Origin of the sequence: Mycolicibacterium baixiangningiae (assembly GCF_016313185.1) — a bacterium.
In the GTDB taxonomy this organism is placed as follows: Bacteria; Actinomycetota; Actinomycetes; order Mycobacteriales; family Mycobacteriaceae; genus Mycobacterium; species Mycobacterium baixiangningiae.
Map to the genome: position 1 here is coordinate 5,533,805 of NZ_CP066218.1, position 18,092 is coordinate 5,551,896.

An 18,092-nucleotide genomic window follows, 5' to 3' on the forward strand; every position below is an offset into this window, starting at 1 on the left:
CGTGGAATTGGTCACCCGGGGAACACGCGACGCGCTGTGCATGTGCGGTCCTCCACCGTCGTTCGGATTGGGCGCCGTCGTACGGCGGTCGTCAGGGCAGCGTTGACCCGGTGTGCGGGACACCTGTACGGCATATCGCCGCGACCTGCCCCCGGCGTTACCCAAACAGAAGAAACACCCGGCCGACAAATCGGCGCCCCGACCACGACAGACGTCACGGACCCGTCGCCGGCATGCCGGTGTAGGCCGGTTCGAACGGTTCGGGGACGGCCAGACCGCACCGGATCAGCTCGTAACGGGGCACCCGGTCGATCCGGTACTGCGTGAATTCGTAGGCGTGCACCACGTTCGACAGGAACCGGCGCGGGGTCATCGGAGCGCGGATCGACGTGAGCATCGCCTCGGTGGCCGGGCACTTCAGCGCCACCTCCGCCTGCGCGATCCAGTCGCGATCGAGGTAGGTCGGCAGATACGGCGGGATCTTGAAGAACGGCCCCTCGGCCACCGCCCAGTCCGGGAACAGGTTCTTGTCGTGGCCGATCCGGCCGTCCTCGAGCCGTTCGGTGTGCATGGCCACCGGGTTGGCCAGCCCGATCTGGTCGATGACCCGCACGTCGAGGCCCACGTTCATGCCGAGCATGCCCAGGTTGGTGAAGAACACCGTGTGCGGGCCGATGTACCCGGGGCCGGCGTCGGGCGGAGGCGGAAAGGCCGGCACCACGTCCCACATGTCGTAATTGCCCGCCGGCAGCAGCAGGGCGCCGTCGGGGGTGTTGTCCAGGGCGGTCACCACCGCACGCATCCGCGGATAGTCCAGGTAGTCGGCGGCGGTCAGCGGGTGGGCGTGGCCGGTTGCCTGCGCGTAGAAGCGGCGCTCGTCGACGATGCCGGTATCGGTGACCCGGGTGGCGTCGGGGCCCATCCCCGTGGCATTGGCCGCCCACAACGCCCAGCCCGCCACCGCCAGCCACAGCACGCTGGTGGCGCCGGCCAGCAGGTACCCGGTCTCCCGGCTGATCCGGCTGCCGTCGGGCAGCACGACGGGGATCACCGAGACCGGCAGCAGGATGACGAACAGCGGGGTGAGCAGCACCCGGCCGTGCATGAAGTCGCCACCCTGGCGGATCCAGTAGATGCCCTGCAGCAGACCGCTGACCACGATGAACAGCACCACCGTCGCGGGGCTCTGCACCAGGCGGGCGACCCGGCCGTAGCCGGGCGGTGGCTGGTGGCGGATCCACCACGGCCGGCTGCGGGTGCTCAGCAGGACGACACCCGTCACGGCCAGCAGGACTGCGGGCACCCACAGCAGATAGGGCTCCGCGAAGTTGGTGAGGTAGGTGAACCCCTGCGGCCATTTCGCGCCGGTGGCGTCCTTGGCCACCGCGGTGCCGGGCACGATGAGGGCGTAGTAGCCCATCCGGAAGATCTGGTAGACCACCGGAAGGAGCCCGCCGGCGACGACGATCAGCAGCCGGCGCCGCCAGGTGCGGGCGGCGACCAGCATCATCAGCAGGACGCCGACACCGACGAGGGCGAGTTCGGGGCGGACCAGCACGCTCAGCCCCGCGACGAACGCCAGCGCGGCGGCGAACGGCCGGCTCACCGCGTCCCGTCCGGTGCCCGACGGGTTGCGCAGCCCCTGCGACCAGCACACGAGCATCCACCACAGCAGGCCGAGGTACGCCAGGACCAGCCCGTTCTCCAGCCCGGAGGTGGCGAAGTCGCGGGCCGGGGGCACCGCGATGTAGACCAGCACACCCGCGGGGAGCAGCAACGCGCGACGGCCGCGCAGGCCGGGTGCGTACAGGCGGGCGGTGCCGAGCATCGCCAGCACCACCCCGACCAGCGACAGCACCAGCGCGAACACCAGCGCGACGTACTCGAGCTGCACCGAACCGCCCACCCACGCGCCCGCGGTGATCAGGTAGGTCCACAGCGTCGAGGTATTGGCCTCCACGCGTTCGCCCGCGTTGAACACCGGGCCGTTGCCCGCGAGCAGGTTGCGCACCGTGCGCAGCACGATCAGCCCGTCGTCGGCGATCCACCGGCGCTGCCAGGCGCCCCAGCCGAACAGCGCCGTCACCACCACGACGCTCGCCCACAGGCTGACCCGCACCGTCACGTCGTACGGGAACGCCGGACCGCGGACCAACCGGCGCGCCGTGTCGGAGCCGCGGGCGGGCCGCACCGTGTCCGATGGGCGCGGCGGCCGCACCGCCTCAGCCGAAGATGACTGCCGCACCGACGGTCCCGATCCACGCCACGGCGAGGAACTGCAGCACCCGGTCGCGCAGCGCGATCTCCTCGGGCTCCCCCGCCATACCGCCGTCGACGTCGACGGCGTACCGCAGGATGGCGATGGTGAACGGGATCATCGAGACGACGAACCACGAGGTGCCACCCTGGTCGTCGCGTCCGAACGCCCACAGCCCGTAGCAGAGCACCACCGCCGTGGCCGACATCGTCCACACGAACCGCAGGTAGGTGGTGGTGTAGCGCTCCAGCGACTTGCGGATCTTGGCGCCGGTCCGTTCGGCCAGCTGTAGTTCGGCGTACCGCTTACCGGCCGCCATGAACAACGACCCGAACGCCATGACGAGCAGGAACCACTGCGACAGCGGGACGCCGGCGGCCACACCGCCCGCGATGGCCCGGATCAGGAAGCCGGACGAGACGATGCAGATGTCCAGTACCGCTTGGTGTTTCAGGCCGAAGCAGTAGGCCAGCTGGATCGCGATGTAGATCGCCATCACCAGTGCGAGGTTGGGGGTGACAAACCACGAGATGAGCAGCGACGCCGCGCCCAGCACCACCGCGAGGATGTACGCCAGCCGTTCGGGCACCACCCCCGCGGCGATCGGCCGGAACCGCTTCGTCGGGTGGGCGCGGTCGGCCTCGACGTCGCGGGCGTCGTTGACCAGGTACACCGTCGAGGCCGCCAGGCAGAATGCGACGAACGCAATCGACACCTTGATCAGGACGGTGCGGTAGTCGTAGGTGAACCGGTCGTCGCCGAGGGCGACCAGCGGCGCGGCCAGCACGAGCAGGTTCTTCACCCACTGCCGCGGCCGGATCGCCTTGATGATCCCGGCGGGCAGGCTCCGTGGCGGGCCGGTGACCGGTGCCGCTTCCTCACTCATGCCGACACTCCACGCTTCGAACCCATGTCGATCCGCTCCATTGCGCTGCACTCAACTCTGCTGGCCATCAGTGTCCGTCCCGGCGACTTACCCGGTCCGCCGCCCGCGCGGCGGCCTCGGCGACCACCGCACCGACCGCGACCCCGGTCAGCACGTCACTGGGATAGTGCACGCCGAGCACCAACCGCGACAACGCCATCGGCGGGACCAGCACCGCGGGCAGCGGCAATCCGGTCACCCTGCCGAGCAGCACCGCGGCCGCGGTGGTCGAGGTGGCGTGCGCGGAGGGAAAGCTCAGTCGGCTGGGCGTGCCCACGTTGACGGCGATCGCCGGGTGATGCGGCCGCTTGCGGCGGACCACCCGTTTGATCACGACCGCGGCGGCATGCGCGGCGAACGCCCCGGCGCCCGCGACCAGCCATTCGCGGCGGCGACGGGGTTGCAGCAGCGCCCCCGCTCCGGCGACGGCCAGCCAGCCCGCGCTGTGCTCACCGAAGTGCGAGAGCCCGCGCGCCCCCGACAGCACACCGGGACGGCCGGCGAGCGCCGCCTGCACCGCCACCAACGCGGCATCCTCGCCGCGCGGTTCGTCAGCCATCGCTCATCGCTTTTCTGGGGAGGACAGCACTTCGTGGGGGGAGAGCAGCACCGTCTCCCACTTCTGCTTGCTCGTCAGCACCGGAAGCGCCTCGCGGTACACGCGCCGCATCCGGTTGAACTTGCGGGCCAGCCGCACATGCTGGCGCAACGACGCCCGCAGCAGCGCGAACATCTTGTCGCGGTCGCGCTGCCGGTACACCACGCCGCGGCCGTCGGCGGTGGTCACCGTGACACCGTCGACCTTGCACAGCAGGAACCAGCGGGCGTCCTGGGTGGCGACGTTGAGCTGGGGCCGTTCGTGGTGCGCCGGGTTCTCCCGGGTGAGTTGATGGGCCACCCCGCGGGCCAGTCGCAGCGCGATGGCGGGCTTGTTGGTGGGGATGCGGGTCTTGCGCCGCACCTTGCCCGACGGCGCCGGCAGCGCGGTCGCACCGGGCAGTACGACGGCGTCCGGGAACTGCTCACGCATCTTGCGCACCTCGGGCAGCGCGGACTCCAGGATGGAGAAGATGTGCTCAGGGCCCGCGAGGAAGTCGGCCATCGCCTTGGTCTGGATGGCGACCGTCGAATACTCAAGGCACAGAAGGTGTTTCAGCGTCGCCTTGACCGACGAGGCGAGTAGCCCGCCGACCTTGCCGTCCCAGTGCATGGCGGACACCACCAGCCGGTTGCGCAGGTGGAAGTAGGCCTGCCAGTCGATGGCGTCGTCCTTGTCGCTCCACGCCATGTGCCAGATCGCGGCGCCGGGCAGCGTGACGGTGCCGTAGCCGTGCTCGGCGGCCCGCAGCCCGTAGTCGGCGTCGTCCCACTTGATGAACAGCGGCAGCGGCTGGCCGAGCTCCTCGGCGACCTGCCGGGGGATCATGCACATCCACCAGCCGTTGTAGTCGGCGTCGATGCGGCGGTGCAGCAGCTTGCTGCGCTCCTCGTCGTCGGACAGCGGGTACTTGGCGAAGTCGTGGTCGTACTCGGCGTCGGGCGCCGCGGTCCACATGAAGTTCTCCTGGTCGACGACCTCGGCCATGATGTGCAGGTGTGACGGCTCCTGCAGGTTGAGCATCTGACCGCCGACCAGCGTGGGGTGCTTGGCGAACCGGTTCATCGCCAGCGCCCGCAGGATCGAGTCCGGTTCGACGCGGATGTCGTCGTCCATGAACAGGATCTGTTCGCAGTCGGTGTTCTTCAGCGCCTCGTACATCACCCGGCTGTAGCCGCCGGAACCGCCGAGGTTGGGCTGATTGTGGATGGACAGCCGGTTGCCCAGTGCGGCCGCGGCGGCCTCGAAACCGGGATGGTCCTTGGCCTTGCTGGTGCCCTGATCGGAGACGATCACCGCACCGATCACCTCGTCGACCAGCGGATCGGAGGTGAGCGCGGCGAGCGCGCTGACGCAGTCGGCGGGCCGGTTGAAGGTCGGGATCCCGACCGCGATGTTCGCGCGGCCCGGTGCGGGGAAGTTGGCGTACCAGCCGGCGCTGCGGACGGCGACCTCGGAGTCGGTGGTGATGTCGAACCAGATCCAGCCGCCGTCCTCGAACGGCGCGAGGTCGACCTCGAATTCGACGATGCCGGGAGCGGCTTCGGTGCCCGACACCTCGTTGCCGCCGACGGTGATGCGGGCGCCGGTGGCCTTGGTGCGGTACACGTCGACGCGGGCGCTGCCCACGAGTTCGACGCGCAGCACCACCGTGTCCAGCGTCGACCAGCGCCGCCAGTAGCTGGCCGGGAACGCGTTGAAGTAGGTGGCGAACGACACCTCGGACTCGGCGCCGATCTCGAGGGTGGTGCGCGTCGGGGCGTGTGCGCGCCGGGCGTTGGTGTCGGATTCCTCTATATAGAGCTTGCGGACGTCGAGGGGTTCGCCGGGCCGCGGCAGGATCACGCGTGACAGCAGGCTGACGGCGCGGGATTCGCCGGCGGCCAGTGCACCGGTCGGGATCTCACTCATGTGGTGTTGCTCTCGCTCTGGGTCAGGGGCGCACCGTCGCGCAGGTGCGGCGCCAGGGTGTTGTCGTACATGTTCAGCGCGCTCGCGATGGCCATGTGCATGTCGAGGTACTGGTAGGTGCCCAGTCGCCCGCCGAAGAGGACCTTGGCCGACGCCGTCTCGGCCTTGGCCTTGGCCCGGTAGGCGGCCAGCAGCGCGCGGTCGGACTCGGTGTTGATCGGATAGTAGGGCTCGTCGTCCTCGTCGGCGAACCGGGAGAACTCGCGCATGATCACGGTCTTGTCCGTGGGGTAGGCCCGCTCGGGGTGGAAGTGCCGGAACTCGTGGATGCGCGTGTAGGGCACGTCGGCGTCGTTGTAGTTCATGACGGGGGTGCCCTGGAAATCACCGGTGTCGAGCACCTCGAGCTCGAAATCGAGGGTGCGCCAGCCGAGCCGGCCCTCGTCGTAGTCGAAGTAACGGTCCACCGGGCCGGTGTAGATCACCGGGGCGTCGGGGTTCGCGGCGCGCAGGTCCTCACGCACGTCGAACCAGTCGGTGTCCAGCCTGACCTCGATACGGTCGTCGGCGGCCATGTTCTCCAGCCACTTCGTGTACCCGTCGACGGGCAGACCCTCGTAGGTGTCGTTGAAGTAGCGGTTGTCGAAGGTGTAGCGGACCGGGAGCCGGTTGATCGTGGAGGCGGGCAGTTCCTTGGGGTCGGTCTGCCACTGCTTGGCGGTGTAGTGCTTGACGAACGCCTCGTAGAGCGGGCGGCCGATCAGTGAGATGGCCTTCTCCTCGAGGTTCTGCGCGTCGTCGGTGTCGATCTCGGCGGACTGCTCGGCGATCAGCGCGCGGGCCTCGTCCGGGGTGAAGTAGCGGCCGAAGAACTGACTCACCAGGCCCAGGCCCATCGGGAACTGGTAGGCCTGGCCGTTGTACAGCGCGAACACCCGGTGCTGGTAGCCGGTGAAGTCGGTGAACTGCCGCACGTAGTCCCACACCCGCTGGTTGGAGGTGTGGAACAGGTGGGCGCCGTATCGGTGCACCTCGATACCGGTCTGCGGCTCGGGTTCGGAGTAGGCGTTGCCGCCGATGTGCGGCCGTCGCTCGATGACGAGGACCCGCTTGTCCAACTGGGTCGCCACCCGCTCGGCGATCGTGAGGCCGAAGAAGCCGGAGCCGACGACGACGAGGTCGTAGGAGGCTCCGGAGGGCTGGAGCGGAGCGACCGGGGAAACAGGGGAGCTCATCGGCAGCCAGGGTATCCGACCGCGGCCGTCATTCCCGACATGCTGCCCCCGCCGGGCGCCGCAAGCGGTCAGCGGGTCCAGGTCGCAATTCGCTCACAATTCAGCATCGTCACTCTAGTCACACGAGTCACGCCAGTAGCATCAGTCACGTCGGCGCGGGCGCTCGAGAGAGGGAGTTCGACGCGTCGACACCGATAAGCCCTACGAGCGATAACCACATGTAGTCCATGTATTGAGGAGACTTCCGTGCCGAACCGACGTCGCAGCAAGGCCTCGACAGCCATGAGCGCGTTCGCCGCCCTGGCCGTCGCAAGTCCAGTTGCAGCCGTGGCCGTGACCCAGCTCTCCGGGTCCACCGATGCGCCTCAGCACCGAGAATTCGTCCAGGCCGCCATGGTCACCGACCTGCCCAGCGAGCTGATGTCCGCGCTGTCGCAGGGCCTTTCCTCCTTCGGCATCAACCTGCCGACGACGCTGGCCGGCGCGCCGCCGACCTCGACGACGCTGACCACGCCGGGGCTGGCCACTCCGGGCCTCACCTCGCCGGGGCTCACGACACCCGGCCTGACCACGCCAGGCCTGACCACGCCCGGTCTGACCACCCCCGGACTGACCACACCCGGGCTCACGACACCCGGCCTGACGACGCCCGGTCTGACCACGCCGGGCGTCAGCGTGCCGCCCGTGACCGCGACCGCGCCGGGACTCACCGACGTGGGTCTGACCAACCCCGCGCTCACGAATCCCGCCCTGACCAGCCCGACGGGCGCGGTGCCCGGGCTGACCACCCCCGGATTGACGACCCCGGGGCTCACCGGTCTCGACCCGACGCTGACCCCGATCTCCACCGGCGCACTGCCGATGCCGGGTGAGGTGCCGATCTCGGCGCCGCTGGCGACGGATCCGGCGCTGGGCACCTATCCGATCCTGGGCGATCCGCTGATGGCGACGATGCCCACCGCTCCCGCCAGCACCGGGTTGCTCGGCGATCTGTCGAGCGCCGCCAACCAGCTCGGCGCCGGCCAGGCCATCGACCTGCTCAAAGGTGTCCTCGTCCCCGCAATCACCGGGGCGATCAAATCGGCGACGCCGCCTGCGGGTGCGCCGCTCCCGCCGCCCCCGCCCGCCCCGGGTATGTAGCAGTCCTGCACCGAAACGGCACCGCAGAAGCCGACGATGGCTCTGCGGTGCCGTTGCAGTTGTGATTTGTTGCCGGTTTCCGCCGTGTCGAAACATCAGTAACAACTGACACATACGTAACATCAGTCCGTGCTGTCCCGCCGACCTGCGCCGTCACTCTTCTTCACCGCGATCGCGGCGACGGTCGTGCTGCTGCCGCTGGCGATCGACGGGCTGCCCGGTGGCGACGACCGATCCGCAACGCCCGACGCCCCGACGCTGGTCGAACAGGCACTCCCCGGACTCGGCGGCGGCGAGACCATCCGCGAACTCCACCAGGACACCCCGTTCTCCATGGTGGCGCTGACCGCCGACGACCTCACCGGAACCTCCGCACGGGTGCGCGCGAAGAAGGACGACGGTTCCTGGGGCCCGTGGTATGAGGCCGAACCACTCGAAGGTGTCGGCGAGGAGACCGCCGCGCGGCGCGGCACCGACCCGGTGTTCGTCGGGCGCACCACCACCGTGCAGATCGCCGTGACCAGGCCGGCCGACGCCGCACCCACCCCGGCCGCGCCCGTCGAACCCCAAGGCCAACCCGCAGGACAAGGCCTGGGATACGTGCCCGCCACCGTCGAGCAACCCTTCGCACAGAACATCAACGCCGTGCTGATCAGCCCGCCACAGGCGCCGGTGGACACCGCACCGCTGCCCAACGCGATGCTGGCCCCCGGCGTACCGCCGCGCATCATCACCCGCACGCAGTGGGGCGCCGACGAATCCATGCGGTGCGGCGAGCCTCGCTACGACCACGCCGTCCGCGCCGGCGTGGTGCACCACACCGCGGGCAGCAACGCCTACGCGCCAGAGGATTCCGCCGGGATGATCCGGTCGATCTACGAGTACCACACCCGCACGCTGGGCTGGTGCGACCTGGGCTACAACGCCCTGATCGACAGGTACGGCCAGGTCTTCGAAGGCCGCGCGGGCGGGATGGACCGGCCGGTCGAGGGCTCACACACCGGCGGGTTCAACACCGACACCTGGGGTGTGGCGATGATGGGCAACTTCGAGGTGGAGCCGCCCACTCCGATCCAATTGCGCACCACCGGAAGGCTTTTGGGCTGGCGGCTGGGTCTCGACCATGTCAACCCGATGGGCACCGCGGTGATGACGTCGGCCGGCGGGTCGTTCACCCACTTCCCGCGGGGCGCAATGCCCACGCTGCCCAGCATCTTCACCCACCGCGACGTCGGCAACACCGAATGTCCGGGCAACGCCGCATACGCCGCGATGGGAGACCTGCGGGCCATCGCCGCCCGGTTCAACGCACCCCCCGGACCGGAGGATCTCGCCGAAACCCTGCGCGGGGGCGCCATTTTCGACCGGTGGGTCAAGATGGGCGCGATGACCAGCGCGCTGGGCGCACCCACCTCCCCCGAGGCCGCCGGGGCGGGCGCGACGAAATACGTCCGCTTCGAGCGCGGCGCGATGTACTGGTCACCGGAGAGCGGTGCCGCACCCGTGACGGGCGCCATCTACGACGCGTGGGGATCGCTCGGTTTCGAACGCGGCGCCCTCGGATTGCCCACCAGCGGCGAGATCCACGAACCGCTGTGGATCAAGCAGAACTTCCAGCACGGCACATTGAACTTCGACCGCGAGAAGGGCGCCGTCACGCGCGTGATCGACGGCGTCCCGCTCGAACTTCCGCCCGCGTCGTCGCACACCCCGCCGGTGCAGCTGGAACGCTTCACCGCACCGATCAACCCGTAATCGGACGACGATCAAGCGGCGAGGCACGAGCCGCGTTGAGGAGTCCGATGATCAAACCTTCGTCGGTTTACAGCCACCAGCGTTCGAGCACGCGCGCGACACCGTCGTCGCTGTTTCGGGTGGTGACCTCGTCGGCGGCCGACACCGCCTCCGGATGCGCATTGCCCATCGCCACGCCGAGGCCGGCCCAGCGCAGCATCGGGATGTCGTTGGGCATGTCCCCGAAGGCCACCACGTCGCCGGCCTCCAGACCGAGGGGCACCGCGAGCTGCCGGATACCGCTGGCCTTGCTGATGCCCGACGGCATGATCTCGATCAGCCCGTTGTTCGTCGAGTACGTGATGTCGCCCTCGACGGTGATGTGCTTGGCCAGTTCGGCGGCCATCTCGGCGCTGCTCGCCCCCGATTTGCGGATGAGCAGTTTGACCGCGGGGGCGCTCAGCAGATCGTCGAAGGACACCTCGGTGTTGTCGGGGTTGAGCCAGGCGTGCTCGTAACCGGGTGAGCTGACGAACTGCGGGGTCGCCGCGTCGTGGGCGGAGCGGCCGACCCGCTCGACGGCCAGACCTGCACCGGGGATCACCCGGCCTGCGATGTCGGCCAGTTGGCGAAGCGCGTCGATCGACAGGGTGCGGGCCGACAGGATGCGGTCGGTGGCCGAGTCGTAGATGACGGCGCCGTTGGCGCACACCGCCATCGGCGCCAGCCCGAGGCCGTCGACCACCGGCCCCACCCAGCGGGGCGGGCGCCCGGTCGCGAGCACGAAGTGCACCCCGGCGTCGACGGCGGCATGGACGGCCGCGCGTGTGCGGGGCGAGACCTTCTCGTCATCGTCGAGCAGCGTGCCGTCCACGTCGGTGGCGATCATCGCGGGCAATGTCATATTCGGGACGTCATCTCGTACGCCTGCCTTCTGCCCGCCTCCGGGCGCGCTCTGCCAGCTCCGCCTCGTCGAGTCGGCCGGCCTCCTCGAGGGTCGGTGCGCTTCCGCCCAGCCTGCGCGGTACCCAGTGCCGGCCCGCCGGCCGGGGGTAGTCCGCTTGCGCCCGGTCCAGCAGCGCACCCATCGCCTCCCGCAGCCTGGCGGTCAGTTCGACCGCAGGCCCGTCCGACGGAATCGGCGCACCTACCACCACATTGACCGGGATCTTCTTGCGGCCCAGCGCATGTGGATGGTCCTTGGTCCAGACACGGTGCGCACCCCAGACGATCAACGGCACGATCGGCACCTCGGCCTCGATCCCCATGCGCGCCGCGCCGGTCTTGAACTCCTTGAGTTCGAAGCTGCGGCTGATGGTCGCCTCGGGGTACACGCCGACGAGTTCACCGGCGCGCAGCGACGCAACGGCGACGGCGTAAGCCCCCGCGCCCGCGCGCCGGTCGACCGCGATGGTGCCGGTGTGCCTGATCAGATAGCCGACGATCGTGACCCGCTCCATCTCTGCCTTGATCATGAATCGCATGCGCCGCCCGCGGTGCTTCACCGCGAGAGCGGCGGGCAGGAAGTCGAGGTAGCCGGTGTGGTTGATGGCGACGACCGCCCCGCCGCGAGCCGGGATGTTGTCCAGTCCGTCATAGGTGATCCGTGTCCCGGCGGCCCTGGTCACCGCCACCGCGGCAATCTCCAGCGTGCGAAAGACCGGCTCCATAGGCGCTACTCCAGCGCCCCGGCGGGCCCGGACCGCTCGGCGCGGCGCGCCGCCTTCTGCGCCGCTTCCTCCATGTCCATCCGGTTGGCCTCCGCCAGCGTCGGCGCCGCGCCGCCCAGCCGGTGCGGCACCCAGAACTCGCCCGGCGGGTGCGGGCCGTAGGAGTCCTGCACCCGGTCGAGCAGATGCTGCATGCGGTGGTGCAGCAGAGCCGTCAACTCCGGTGCGGGCAGCGTGGGTTCGATCGGCTCGCCGACGGCCACCGAGATCGGCACCTTCGGGCGCAGCAGCTTCTTGGGGTGTCCCTTGGTCCAGATCCGCTGCGCACCCCACACGATGTGCGGCACGATCGGCACCTGCGCGGCGATGGCCATCCGCGCCGCCCCTGATTTGAATTCCTTGATCTCGAAGCTGCGGCTGATGGTCGCCTCCGGATACACCCCGACCAGCTCGCCGTCGGTCAGCGCCCGGCACGCCTGCTCGAACGAGGACGCACCGCTGTCGCGGTCCACCTCGATGTGGCGCAGGCTGCGCATGACCGGCCCGGTGATCTTGTGGTCGAACACTTCCTTCTTCGCCATGAAGCGGACCTTGCGGCCCAACCCCTGCCGGTAGGCCGGCAAACCGGCGAAGGTGAAGTCGAAGTAGCTGGTGTGGTTGATCGCGATGACCGCTCCCCCGGTCTTCGGCAGGTTCTCCACGCCGGTGACGGTGAACGTCAAACCCTGCAGGCGCCATGCCAGGCGCGCGATCTGGATGACTGTTCCGTATACCGGTTCCACACAGCCAGCGTAATGGGCCGCACCTCAGCGGCGGGGTGAGCGGTACACCACCCGCCGCGGCAGGCCGCCCGCACCTGTCGCGCCCCTTAGACTGGACCCGCGACGTCAGGCGGGCGAAGCGGCGCGCAGGAAGGAAAATGTGCAGGTCACCAGCGTTGGACACGCCGGCTTCCGGATCGACACCAAGGCGGGGAGCATCCTCTGTGATCCGTGGGTCAATCCGGCCTACTTCGCCTCGTGGTTCCCGTTCCCGGACAACACCCAGCTCGACTGGGACGCCCTCGGCGACGTCGACTACCTCTACGTCTCGCACCTGCACAAGGACCACTTCGATCCGAAGAACCTGAGTGAGCACGTCAACAAGGACGCCGTCGTGCTGCTGCCCGACTACCCGGTGCCCGACCTGCGCCGCGAACTGGAGAAACTGGGCTTCCACCGGTTCTTCGAGACCACGACCTCGGTCAAACACCGCGTCAGCGGCCCCAAGGGCGACCTCGACGTGATGATCATCGCGCTGCGGGCGCCGGCCGACGGCCCCATCGGGGACTCCGGGCTGGTGGTCGACGACGGTGAGACCGTCGCGTTCAACATGAACGACGCGCGGCCGGTCGACCTCGATGTGCTGGCCGCCGACTTCGGCCGGATCGACGTCCACATGCTGCAGTACTCGGGTGCGATCTGGTACCCGATGGTCTACGACATGCCCGCCCGCGCCAAGGAGGCCTTCGGCACGCAGAAGCGGCAGCGTCAGATGGACCGGTGCCGCCAGTACATCGCACAGGTCGGCGCCACCTGGGTGATCCCGTCCGCCGGCCCGCCGTGCTTCCTGGACCCCGAACTGCGCGACCTCAACGACGATCACGGCGACCCGTCGAACATCTTCCCCGACCAGATGGTGTTCCTGGACCAGATGCGCAGGCACGGCCACGACGGCGGCCTGCTGATGATCCCGGGATCGGCGGCGGATTTCACCGGGTCGCAACTGGATTCGCTGACACACCCGCTGCCCGACGACGAGGTCGAGGCCATCTTCACCACCGGCAAGGCCGACTACATCGAGGCCTTCGCGCAGCGGATGGCGCCGGTGCTGGCCGCCGAGAAGGCGTCCTGGGCGCCGCCGGCGGGCGAATCGCTGCTCGAACCGCTGCGCGACAGGTTCGAGCCGATCATGGTGCAGAGCGATCAGATCTGCGACGGCATCGGATATCCCGTCGAACTGCGCATCGGTCCGGAGACGATTGTCGTCGACTTCCCGAAACGTGTTGTGCGTGAACCTATTCCCGACGAGAAGTTCCGCTACGGGTTCGAGATCCCGCCGGAACTGGTGCGCACGGTGCTGCGCGACGGCGAACCGGACTGGGTGAACACCATCTTCCTGTCCACCCGGTTCCGCGCGTGGCGGGTCGGTGGCTACAACGAGTACCTGTACACATTCTTCAAATGCCTGACCGACGAACGCGTCGCGTACGCCGACGGCTGGTTCGCCGAAGCGCACGACGATTCGGCGTCGATCACCATGGGCGGATACGATTTCCAGCGGCGCTGCCCCCACCTCAAGGCCGACCTCTCGAAGTTCGGTGTCGTCGAAGGCAACACGCTGACCTGCAATCTGCACGGCTGGCAGTGGAATCTGGAGAGCGGCCGCTGCCTGACGACCAAGGGTCACGAGCTGCGGACCGGACCGTCGTGACCGCACCGCGCCAGTACTACGACGACGGGCTGATCCAGCTCGACAAGTATGCGATCACGTTGCGGCGCTATCACTTTCCGTCGGGCACCTCGAAGGTCATCCCGCTTCGGCAGGTCCGTGGGTACACCACGACGCCGCTGAACCTCATGCACCGCTACCGCTTGTGGGGCAGTTCGGATCTGCGGCGGTGGTTACCGCTCGACGTCCGGCGCCCGCTCAAGTCGACACTGGTCACCCTCGAGGTCACCGACAACCGGTGGCGGCCGGCGTTCACTCCGGCCGACCCCGCTCAGTTCACCACGATGCTCGACGAACTGCTCGACCGCTGACTCCGGACGCGTCCGGCGATCTTGCGGACCCCGCGGACACCCAGCAGCGCCGACGCCACCCACGGACCTGCCACGATGATCGGGTCCATCCAGATATGGTTGCGGTCAACACGTTTCGTGTTCGTGCGGGCCGCCAGCCCGTTGTGGGTGAACTCGGCCTTGACCCCCGTCTCGGTGAACGGGTTGTCCGGATGCAGGCTCGCGAACGACTGCAGGTGATGCTCGACGGCGTCCACCCGGTCGGCGAGGAGCAGCAGCAGCCAGTGCGCGGCCTTGGCCTCACTGTGTTTGGCATAGGAGTACTTGCGGATCGCCCCCGACAGGCCCCGCGGCGGGGCCGACGTGCCGAACACCGGGGTGAGCATTCCGTGTTCGATCGAGCGCTCCCGCGGCCACTTCTGCGGCTGCCGTTCAGGGAACTCCCAGTGCGCGCCGGTCTCGAGGAACTTCAACTTGGGCACCGACGGCCGGTCGGCGGGGTCGAGATCGGCACCCCAGCCGGGGATGCGGGCGCGCAGTTCGTCGGACGACGGGACGGGTGGATGGTCTGCGGTGTAGGTCATGTCAGTCCTCACGCTGCGCTGGGCACGATGATGGGCTTGATGCAGTTGTCGAGCTTGGCGGAGAAGATGTGGTATCCCTCCGCGATGTGCTCGAGCGGAATCCGGTGCGTCACAATCTCACTCGGCTTGAGGTAGCCGTTCTCGATGTGGGAGAACAACCGCGGCCACTGCCGTTTGGCGGGACACTGGTTCATCCGCAGGGTCAGCCCTTTGTTCATCGCGTCGCCGAACTTGACCGCGCTGAACATCGGCCCGTAGGCACCCATCACCGAAATGGTCCCGCCCTTGCGCACCGAGTCGATCGCCCAGTTCAACGCGATGGGTGAGCCGCCCTGCAGTTTGAGTTTCGCCGACGTCACGTGCTGTACGAAGTTGCCGTCTGCCTCCGCACCCACCGCGTCGATGACGACGTCGGCGCCGAGATGGCCGGTGGCCTTCTTCATCTCGACGACGATGTCGTCGTACTCGGCGAAGTTGTAGGTCTCGGCGTGCGCGAAGGAACGGGCCTTCTCCAGCCGGTACTCCAGATGGTCGATGACGATGACCCGGCCGGCGCCCATCAGCCACGCGGACTGGGCGGCGAACAGGCCCACCGGGCCCGCTCCGAACACCGCGACCACGTCACCCTCGACGATGTCGCCGAGTTGCGCGCCGAAGTACCCCGTCGCCAGCGCGTCGGTGCACATCAGCGCATCCTCGTCGGAGATGGTGTCCGGGATCAGCGAAGGGCCCACATCGGCGAACGGCACGCGGACGAATTCCGCCTGTCCGCCGTCGTATCCGCCGCAGGTGTGCGAGTAGCCGTAGATGCCGCCGACCGCCGTCGCGTTCGGATTCACGTTGTGGCAGTTGGAGTACAAGCCGCGCGCACAGAAGTAGCACGATCCGCAGTAGATGTTGAACGGCACCATCACCCGGTCGCCGGGTTTGAGGTTCTGTACCGAGGGGCCGACTTCGTGGACCACACCGATGAATTCGTGCCCGAACGTCATCCCGACCCGGGTGTCGGGCATCATGCCGTGGTAGAGGTGCAGATCCGAACCGCAGATCGCGGCGAGCTCCACCCGCACGATCGCATCGTTGGGATGCTCGATGACGGGCGGCGGCTTCTCCTCGACTCGAATCTTGTAGGGACCCCGGTAGACCATGGCACGCATGACCGTGCCCATACCCAGCCGCGGTACGTCGAAACGCGGGTTAGCGGGTGACGACGGTCTGCCGCAGTTCGGAGGCGTCATCGGACTCGGTGTCGTAGACCCGCACGATGGCCTCGTCGCCGGGCTGCAGGAACGTCGACTCCCCCAGTTCGGTGTAGCGCGTCGCCCCGATTCCGATCAGCACGTGCTCAGGGTGCCCTGCGGCGACCATCAGCGCGCCGACATCCTCGAGCGGGGTGTCGGGCGAACCCTTCTGGTGGGCCAGGCGTTCGGTCACCCAGTCCAGCAGGACCTCGCCGTAGTACGAGTAGCCGAGCAGCGGGCTGTCCATGCCGTAGGCATGCTCCTGGCCGTCGCGGTCGCGAAGGAAGCACACCAGCCGCAGCGTCGCGGTCGGTCCGTCCGGTGTCAGGTCGGAGATCCCGAAGAACTGCGCGGCCACCCCTTTGGAGTGTGCGCCCCAGTTCTTCTTGTGGCTGATCTTGGCGGCCCCTGGTCGGCGGATCGAGCAGTCGTTGAACGCGCCGAGCGCGAACGGGTCGAGCCGGACGACGGTGTCACCGTCCCACACCACCCGGCACGCCAGCCCGACCTCGGGTTCGATCTGCAGATTCAACGGCTCGTCGCTGTCGGGCAACACGATCCGATCGTGCGACAGCGGGAACTCGCCCAGCAGTCCGTCGACGCCGGGTGCGTACCACGGGAAGATCCCCTTGGGCGCTGCTCCTTCGGAGCTGACGTTGACGAAATCGGCTGCCTCACCCGCCTGTTCGAGGTGTCCGGCGAAGTTGCCCGCGACGCCGAACCCGAACCACGAGCGCATGTCGTCCAGCGCGAGATCGATCACGGTTCGAGCACCTCGGTCCCGACGAACGGCACCAGGGCCGCGGGCACCCGCACGCTGCCGTCGGGCTGCTGGTGATTCTCCAGAATCGCGACCATCCAGCGGGTGGTGGCCAGCGTGCCGTTGAGGGTGGCGGCGATCTGTGGTTTGCCGTTCTCGTCGCGGTAGCGGGTGGACAGCCGCCGGGCCTGGAACGTCGTGCAGTTCGATGTGGAGGTCAGCTCGCGGTAGGTCTGCTGCGTCGGCACCCACGCCTCGCAGTCGAACTTGCGGGCCGCCGACGAACCGAGATCGCCCGCGGCGACGTCGATCACGCGGTAGGGCACCTCGATCTGGGCGAGCATCTCGCGCTGCCAGCCGAGCAGGCGCTCGTGTTCGGCCTCGGCGTCGTCGGGCTTGCAGTAGATGAAGCCCTCGACCTTGTCGAACTGGTGCACGCGGATGATGCCGCGGGTGTCCTTGCCGTAGCTGCCGGCCTCCCTGCGGAAACACGTCGACCACCCGGCGTAGCGGCGCGGGCCCGCGGACAGGTCCAGGATCTCGTCGGAGTGGTAGCCGGCCAGCGGCACCTCCGAGGTGCCGACCAGGTACATGTCGTCGGATTCCAGGCGGTACACCTCGTCGGCGTGTGCGCCGAGGAAGCCGGTGCCCGCCATCACCTCGGGGCGGACCAGCACCGGCGGGATGACGAGGGTGAACCCGTTGTCGGTGGCCAGCCGCACCGCGAGCTGCATGAGACCCAATTGCAGTAGTGCGCCCCGGCCGGTCAGGAAGTAGAAGCGCGAGCCGGCGACCTTCGCACCGCGTTCCATGTCGATCAGCCCGAGCGACTCACCGAGTTCGAGGTGGTCCTTCGGAGCGTCGATCGTCGGTGGCTCGCCGACGACGTCGAGCACCGCGAAGCAGTCCTCGCCGCCGGCCGGCACCCCGTCGATGACGACGTTTGAGATCGCCATGTGCGCGGCGGTGAAGGTGCGTTCGGCGTCGCCCTGGGCGGCCTCGGCGGCCCTGACCTGCTCGGCGAGGTCTTTCGCCTGGGCCAGCAGCGCGGGCCGCTCCTCCGGCGAGGCCTTGCCGACCTTCTTACTGGCCGCCTTCTGTTCGGCCCGCAGATTGTCGGCGGCCGACACCGCGGCACGCCGCGCCGTGTCCGCCTCGAGCAGGGCGTCGACGAGCGCGGGATCCTCACCGCGGGCCCGTTGGGAGGTGCGCACGGCGTCGGGGTTCTCGCGCAGCAGTTTGAGGTCGATCACGGCC

16 protein-coding genes are annotated in these 18,092 nt (G+C 68.7%); 4 read left to right on the forward strand and 12 right to left on the reverse strand.

Going from position 1 to position 18,092, the window contains the following annotated elements; all coding sequences use genetic code 11:
• Positions 1-214: 214 nt before the first annotated feature.
• The 5 genes from zomB to glf all read right to left on the reverse strand — a co-directional run bounded on the left by zomB (position 215) and on the right by glf (position 6,926).
• Positions 215-2,245 (reverse strand): terminal beta-(1->2)-arabinofuranosyltransferase, encoded by a 2,031-nt coding sequence (gene zomB, locus I7X18_RS26235; RefSeq protein ID WP_269751283.1) that lies wholly within the window; start codon positions 2,243-2,245, stop codon positions 215-217.
• Complete coding sequence (locus I7X18_RS26240) at positions 2,223-3,143, reverse strand: decaprenyl-phosphate phosphoribosyltransferase (RefSeq protein WP_193045833.1); 921 nt, start codon at positions 3,141-3,143, stop codon at positions 2,223-2,225. The genes zomB and I7X18_RS26240 overlap by 23 nt, the downstream gene beginning before the upstream one ends.
• A 67-nt stretch (positions 3,144-3,210) precedes the next feature.
• Positions 3,211-3,741 carry a phosphatase PAP2 family protein gene (locus I7X18_RS26245; RefSeq protein ID WP_193045832.1) on the reverse strand — a complete coding sequence of 177 codons (531 nt, stop codon included), beginning with the start codon at positions 3,739-3,741 and terminating at the stop codon, positions 3,211-3,213.
• A gap of 3 nt (positions 3,742-3,744) precedes the next feature.
• Positions 3,745-5,691, reverse strand: coding sequence for a glycosyltransferase (locus I7X18_RS26250; RefSeq protein ID WP_193045831.1), 1,947 nt, complete (start codon positions 5,689-5,691; stop codon positions 3,745-3,747).
• Entirely contained in the window at positions 5,688-6,926 is a 1,239-nt protein-coding gene (gene glf, locus I7X18_RS26255; RefSeq protein ID WP_193045830.1) for a UDP-galactopyranose mutase, read from the reverse strand. Before glf ends, I7X18_RS26250 begins: the two co-directional genes overlap by 4 nt.
• Before the next feature lie 246 nt (positions 6,927-7,172).
• Between glf and I7X18_RS26260 the strand changes: the two genes are divergently transcribed.
• Positions 7,173-8,066 (forward strand): hypothetical protein, encoded by an 894-nt coding sequence (locus I7X18_RS26260; protein ID WP_193045829.1) that lies wholly within the window; start codon positions 7,173-7,175, stop codon positions 8,064-8,066.
• 129 nt (positions 8,067-8,195) lie between these two features.
• Positions 8,196-9,821 carry an N-acetylmuramoyl-L-alanine amidase gene (locus I7X18_RS26265; RefSeq protein ID WP_193045828.1) on the forward strand — a complete coding sequence of 542 codons (1,626 nt, stop codon included), beginning with the start codon at positions 8,196-8,198 and terminating at the stop codon, positions 9,819-9,821.
• Positions 9,822-9,888: 67 nt separating this feature from the next.
• On the opposite strand, the gene I7X18_RS26270 is transcribed toward I7X18_RS26265, so the two are convergent.
• The 3 genes from I7X18_RS26270 to I7X18_RS26280 are packed head-to-tail and all read right to left on the reverse strand — an operon-like array spanning position 9,889 to position 12,252.
• A complete protein-coding gene (locus tag I7X18_RS26270) occupies positions 9,889-10,704 on the reverse strand; it encodes an HAD family hydrolase (protein WP_193045827.1) in 816 nt (271 codons plus the stop codon).
• 10 nt (positions 10,705-10,714) lie between these two features.
• Positions 10,715-11,470 carry a lysophospholipid acyltransferase family protein gene (locus I7X18_RS26275; protein WP_193045826.1) on the reverse strand — a complete coding sequence of 252 codons (756 nt, stop codon included), beginning with the start codon at positions 11,468-11,470 and terminating at the stop codon, positions 10,715-10,717.
• 5 nt (positions 11,471-11,475) lie between these two features.
• Positions 11,476-12,252, reverse strand: coding sequence for a lysophospholipid acyltransferase family protein (locus I7X18_RS26280; RefSeq protein ID WP_193045825.1), 777 nt, complete (start codon positions 12,250-12,252; stop codon positions 11,476-11,478).
• A 139-nt stretch (positions 12,253-12,391) separates the two neighbouring features.
• Here I7X18_RS26280 and I7X18_RS26285 point away from each other — a divergent pair, with 139 nt between their 5' ends.
• Positions 12,392-13,942: a Rieske 2Fe-2S domain-containing protein gene (locus tag I7X18_RS26285; RefSeq protein ID WP_193045824.1), complete on the forward strand. Its 1,551-nt coding sequence runs from the start codon at positions 12,392-12,394 to the stop codon at positions 13,940-13,942.
• The gene (locus tag I7X18_RS26290) at positions 13,939-14,271 is read left to right on the forward strand and encodes a hypothetical protein (protein ID WP_193045823.1); all 333 of its coding nucleotides are present in this window, start codon (positions 13,939-13,941) and stop codon (positions 14,269-14,271) included. The genes I7X18_RS26285 and I7X18_RS26290 overlap by 4 nt, the downstream gene beginning before the upstream one ends.
• Here the strand turns inward: I7X18_RS26290 and I7X18_RS26295 are convergent.
• The 4 genes from I7X18_RS26295 to serS are packed head-to-tail and all read right to left on the reverse strand — an operon-like array spanning position 14,232 to position 18,088.
• Positions 14,232-14,834: a hypothetical protein gene (locus tag I7X18_RS26295; protein ID WP_193045822.1), complete on the reverse strand. Its 603-nt coding sequence runs from the start codon at positions 14,832-14,834 to the stop codon at positions 14,232-14,234. The two genes, I7X18_RS26290 and I7X18_RS26295, sit on opposite strands and share 40 nt — an antisense overlap.
• An 8-nt stretch (positions 14,835-14,842) precedes the next feature.
• On the reverse strand, positions 14,843-15,991 hold the full coding sequence (locus I7X18_RS26300; protein WP_193045933.1) for a zinc-dependent alcohol dehydrogenase: 1,149 nt from the start codon (positions 15,989-15,991) through the stop codon (positions 14,843-14,845).
• Between the two features lie 40 nt (positions 15,992-16,031).
• Complete coding sequence (locus tag I7X18_RS26305) at positions 16,032-16,838, reverse strand: DUF5718 family protein (RefSeq protein WP_193045821.1); 807 nt, start codon at positions 16,836-16,838, stop codon at positions 16,032-16,034.
• Complete coding sequence (serS, locus tag I7X18_RS26310; RefSeq protein WP_193045820.1) at positions 16,835-18,088, reverse strand: serine--tRNA ligase; 1,254 nt, start codon at positions 18,086-18,088, stop codon at positions 16,835-16,837. The genes I7X18_RS26305 and serS overlap by 4 nt, the downstream gene beginning before the upstream one ends.
• Positions 18,089-18,092 lie beyond the last annotated feature (4 nt).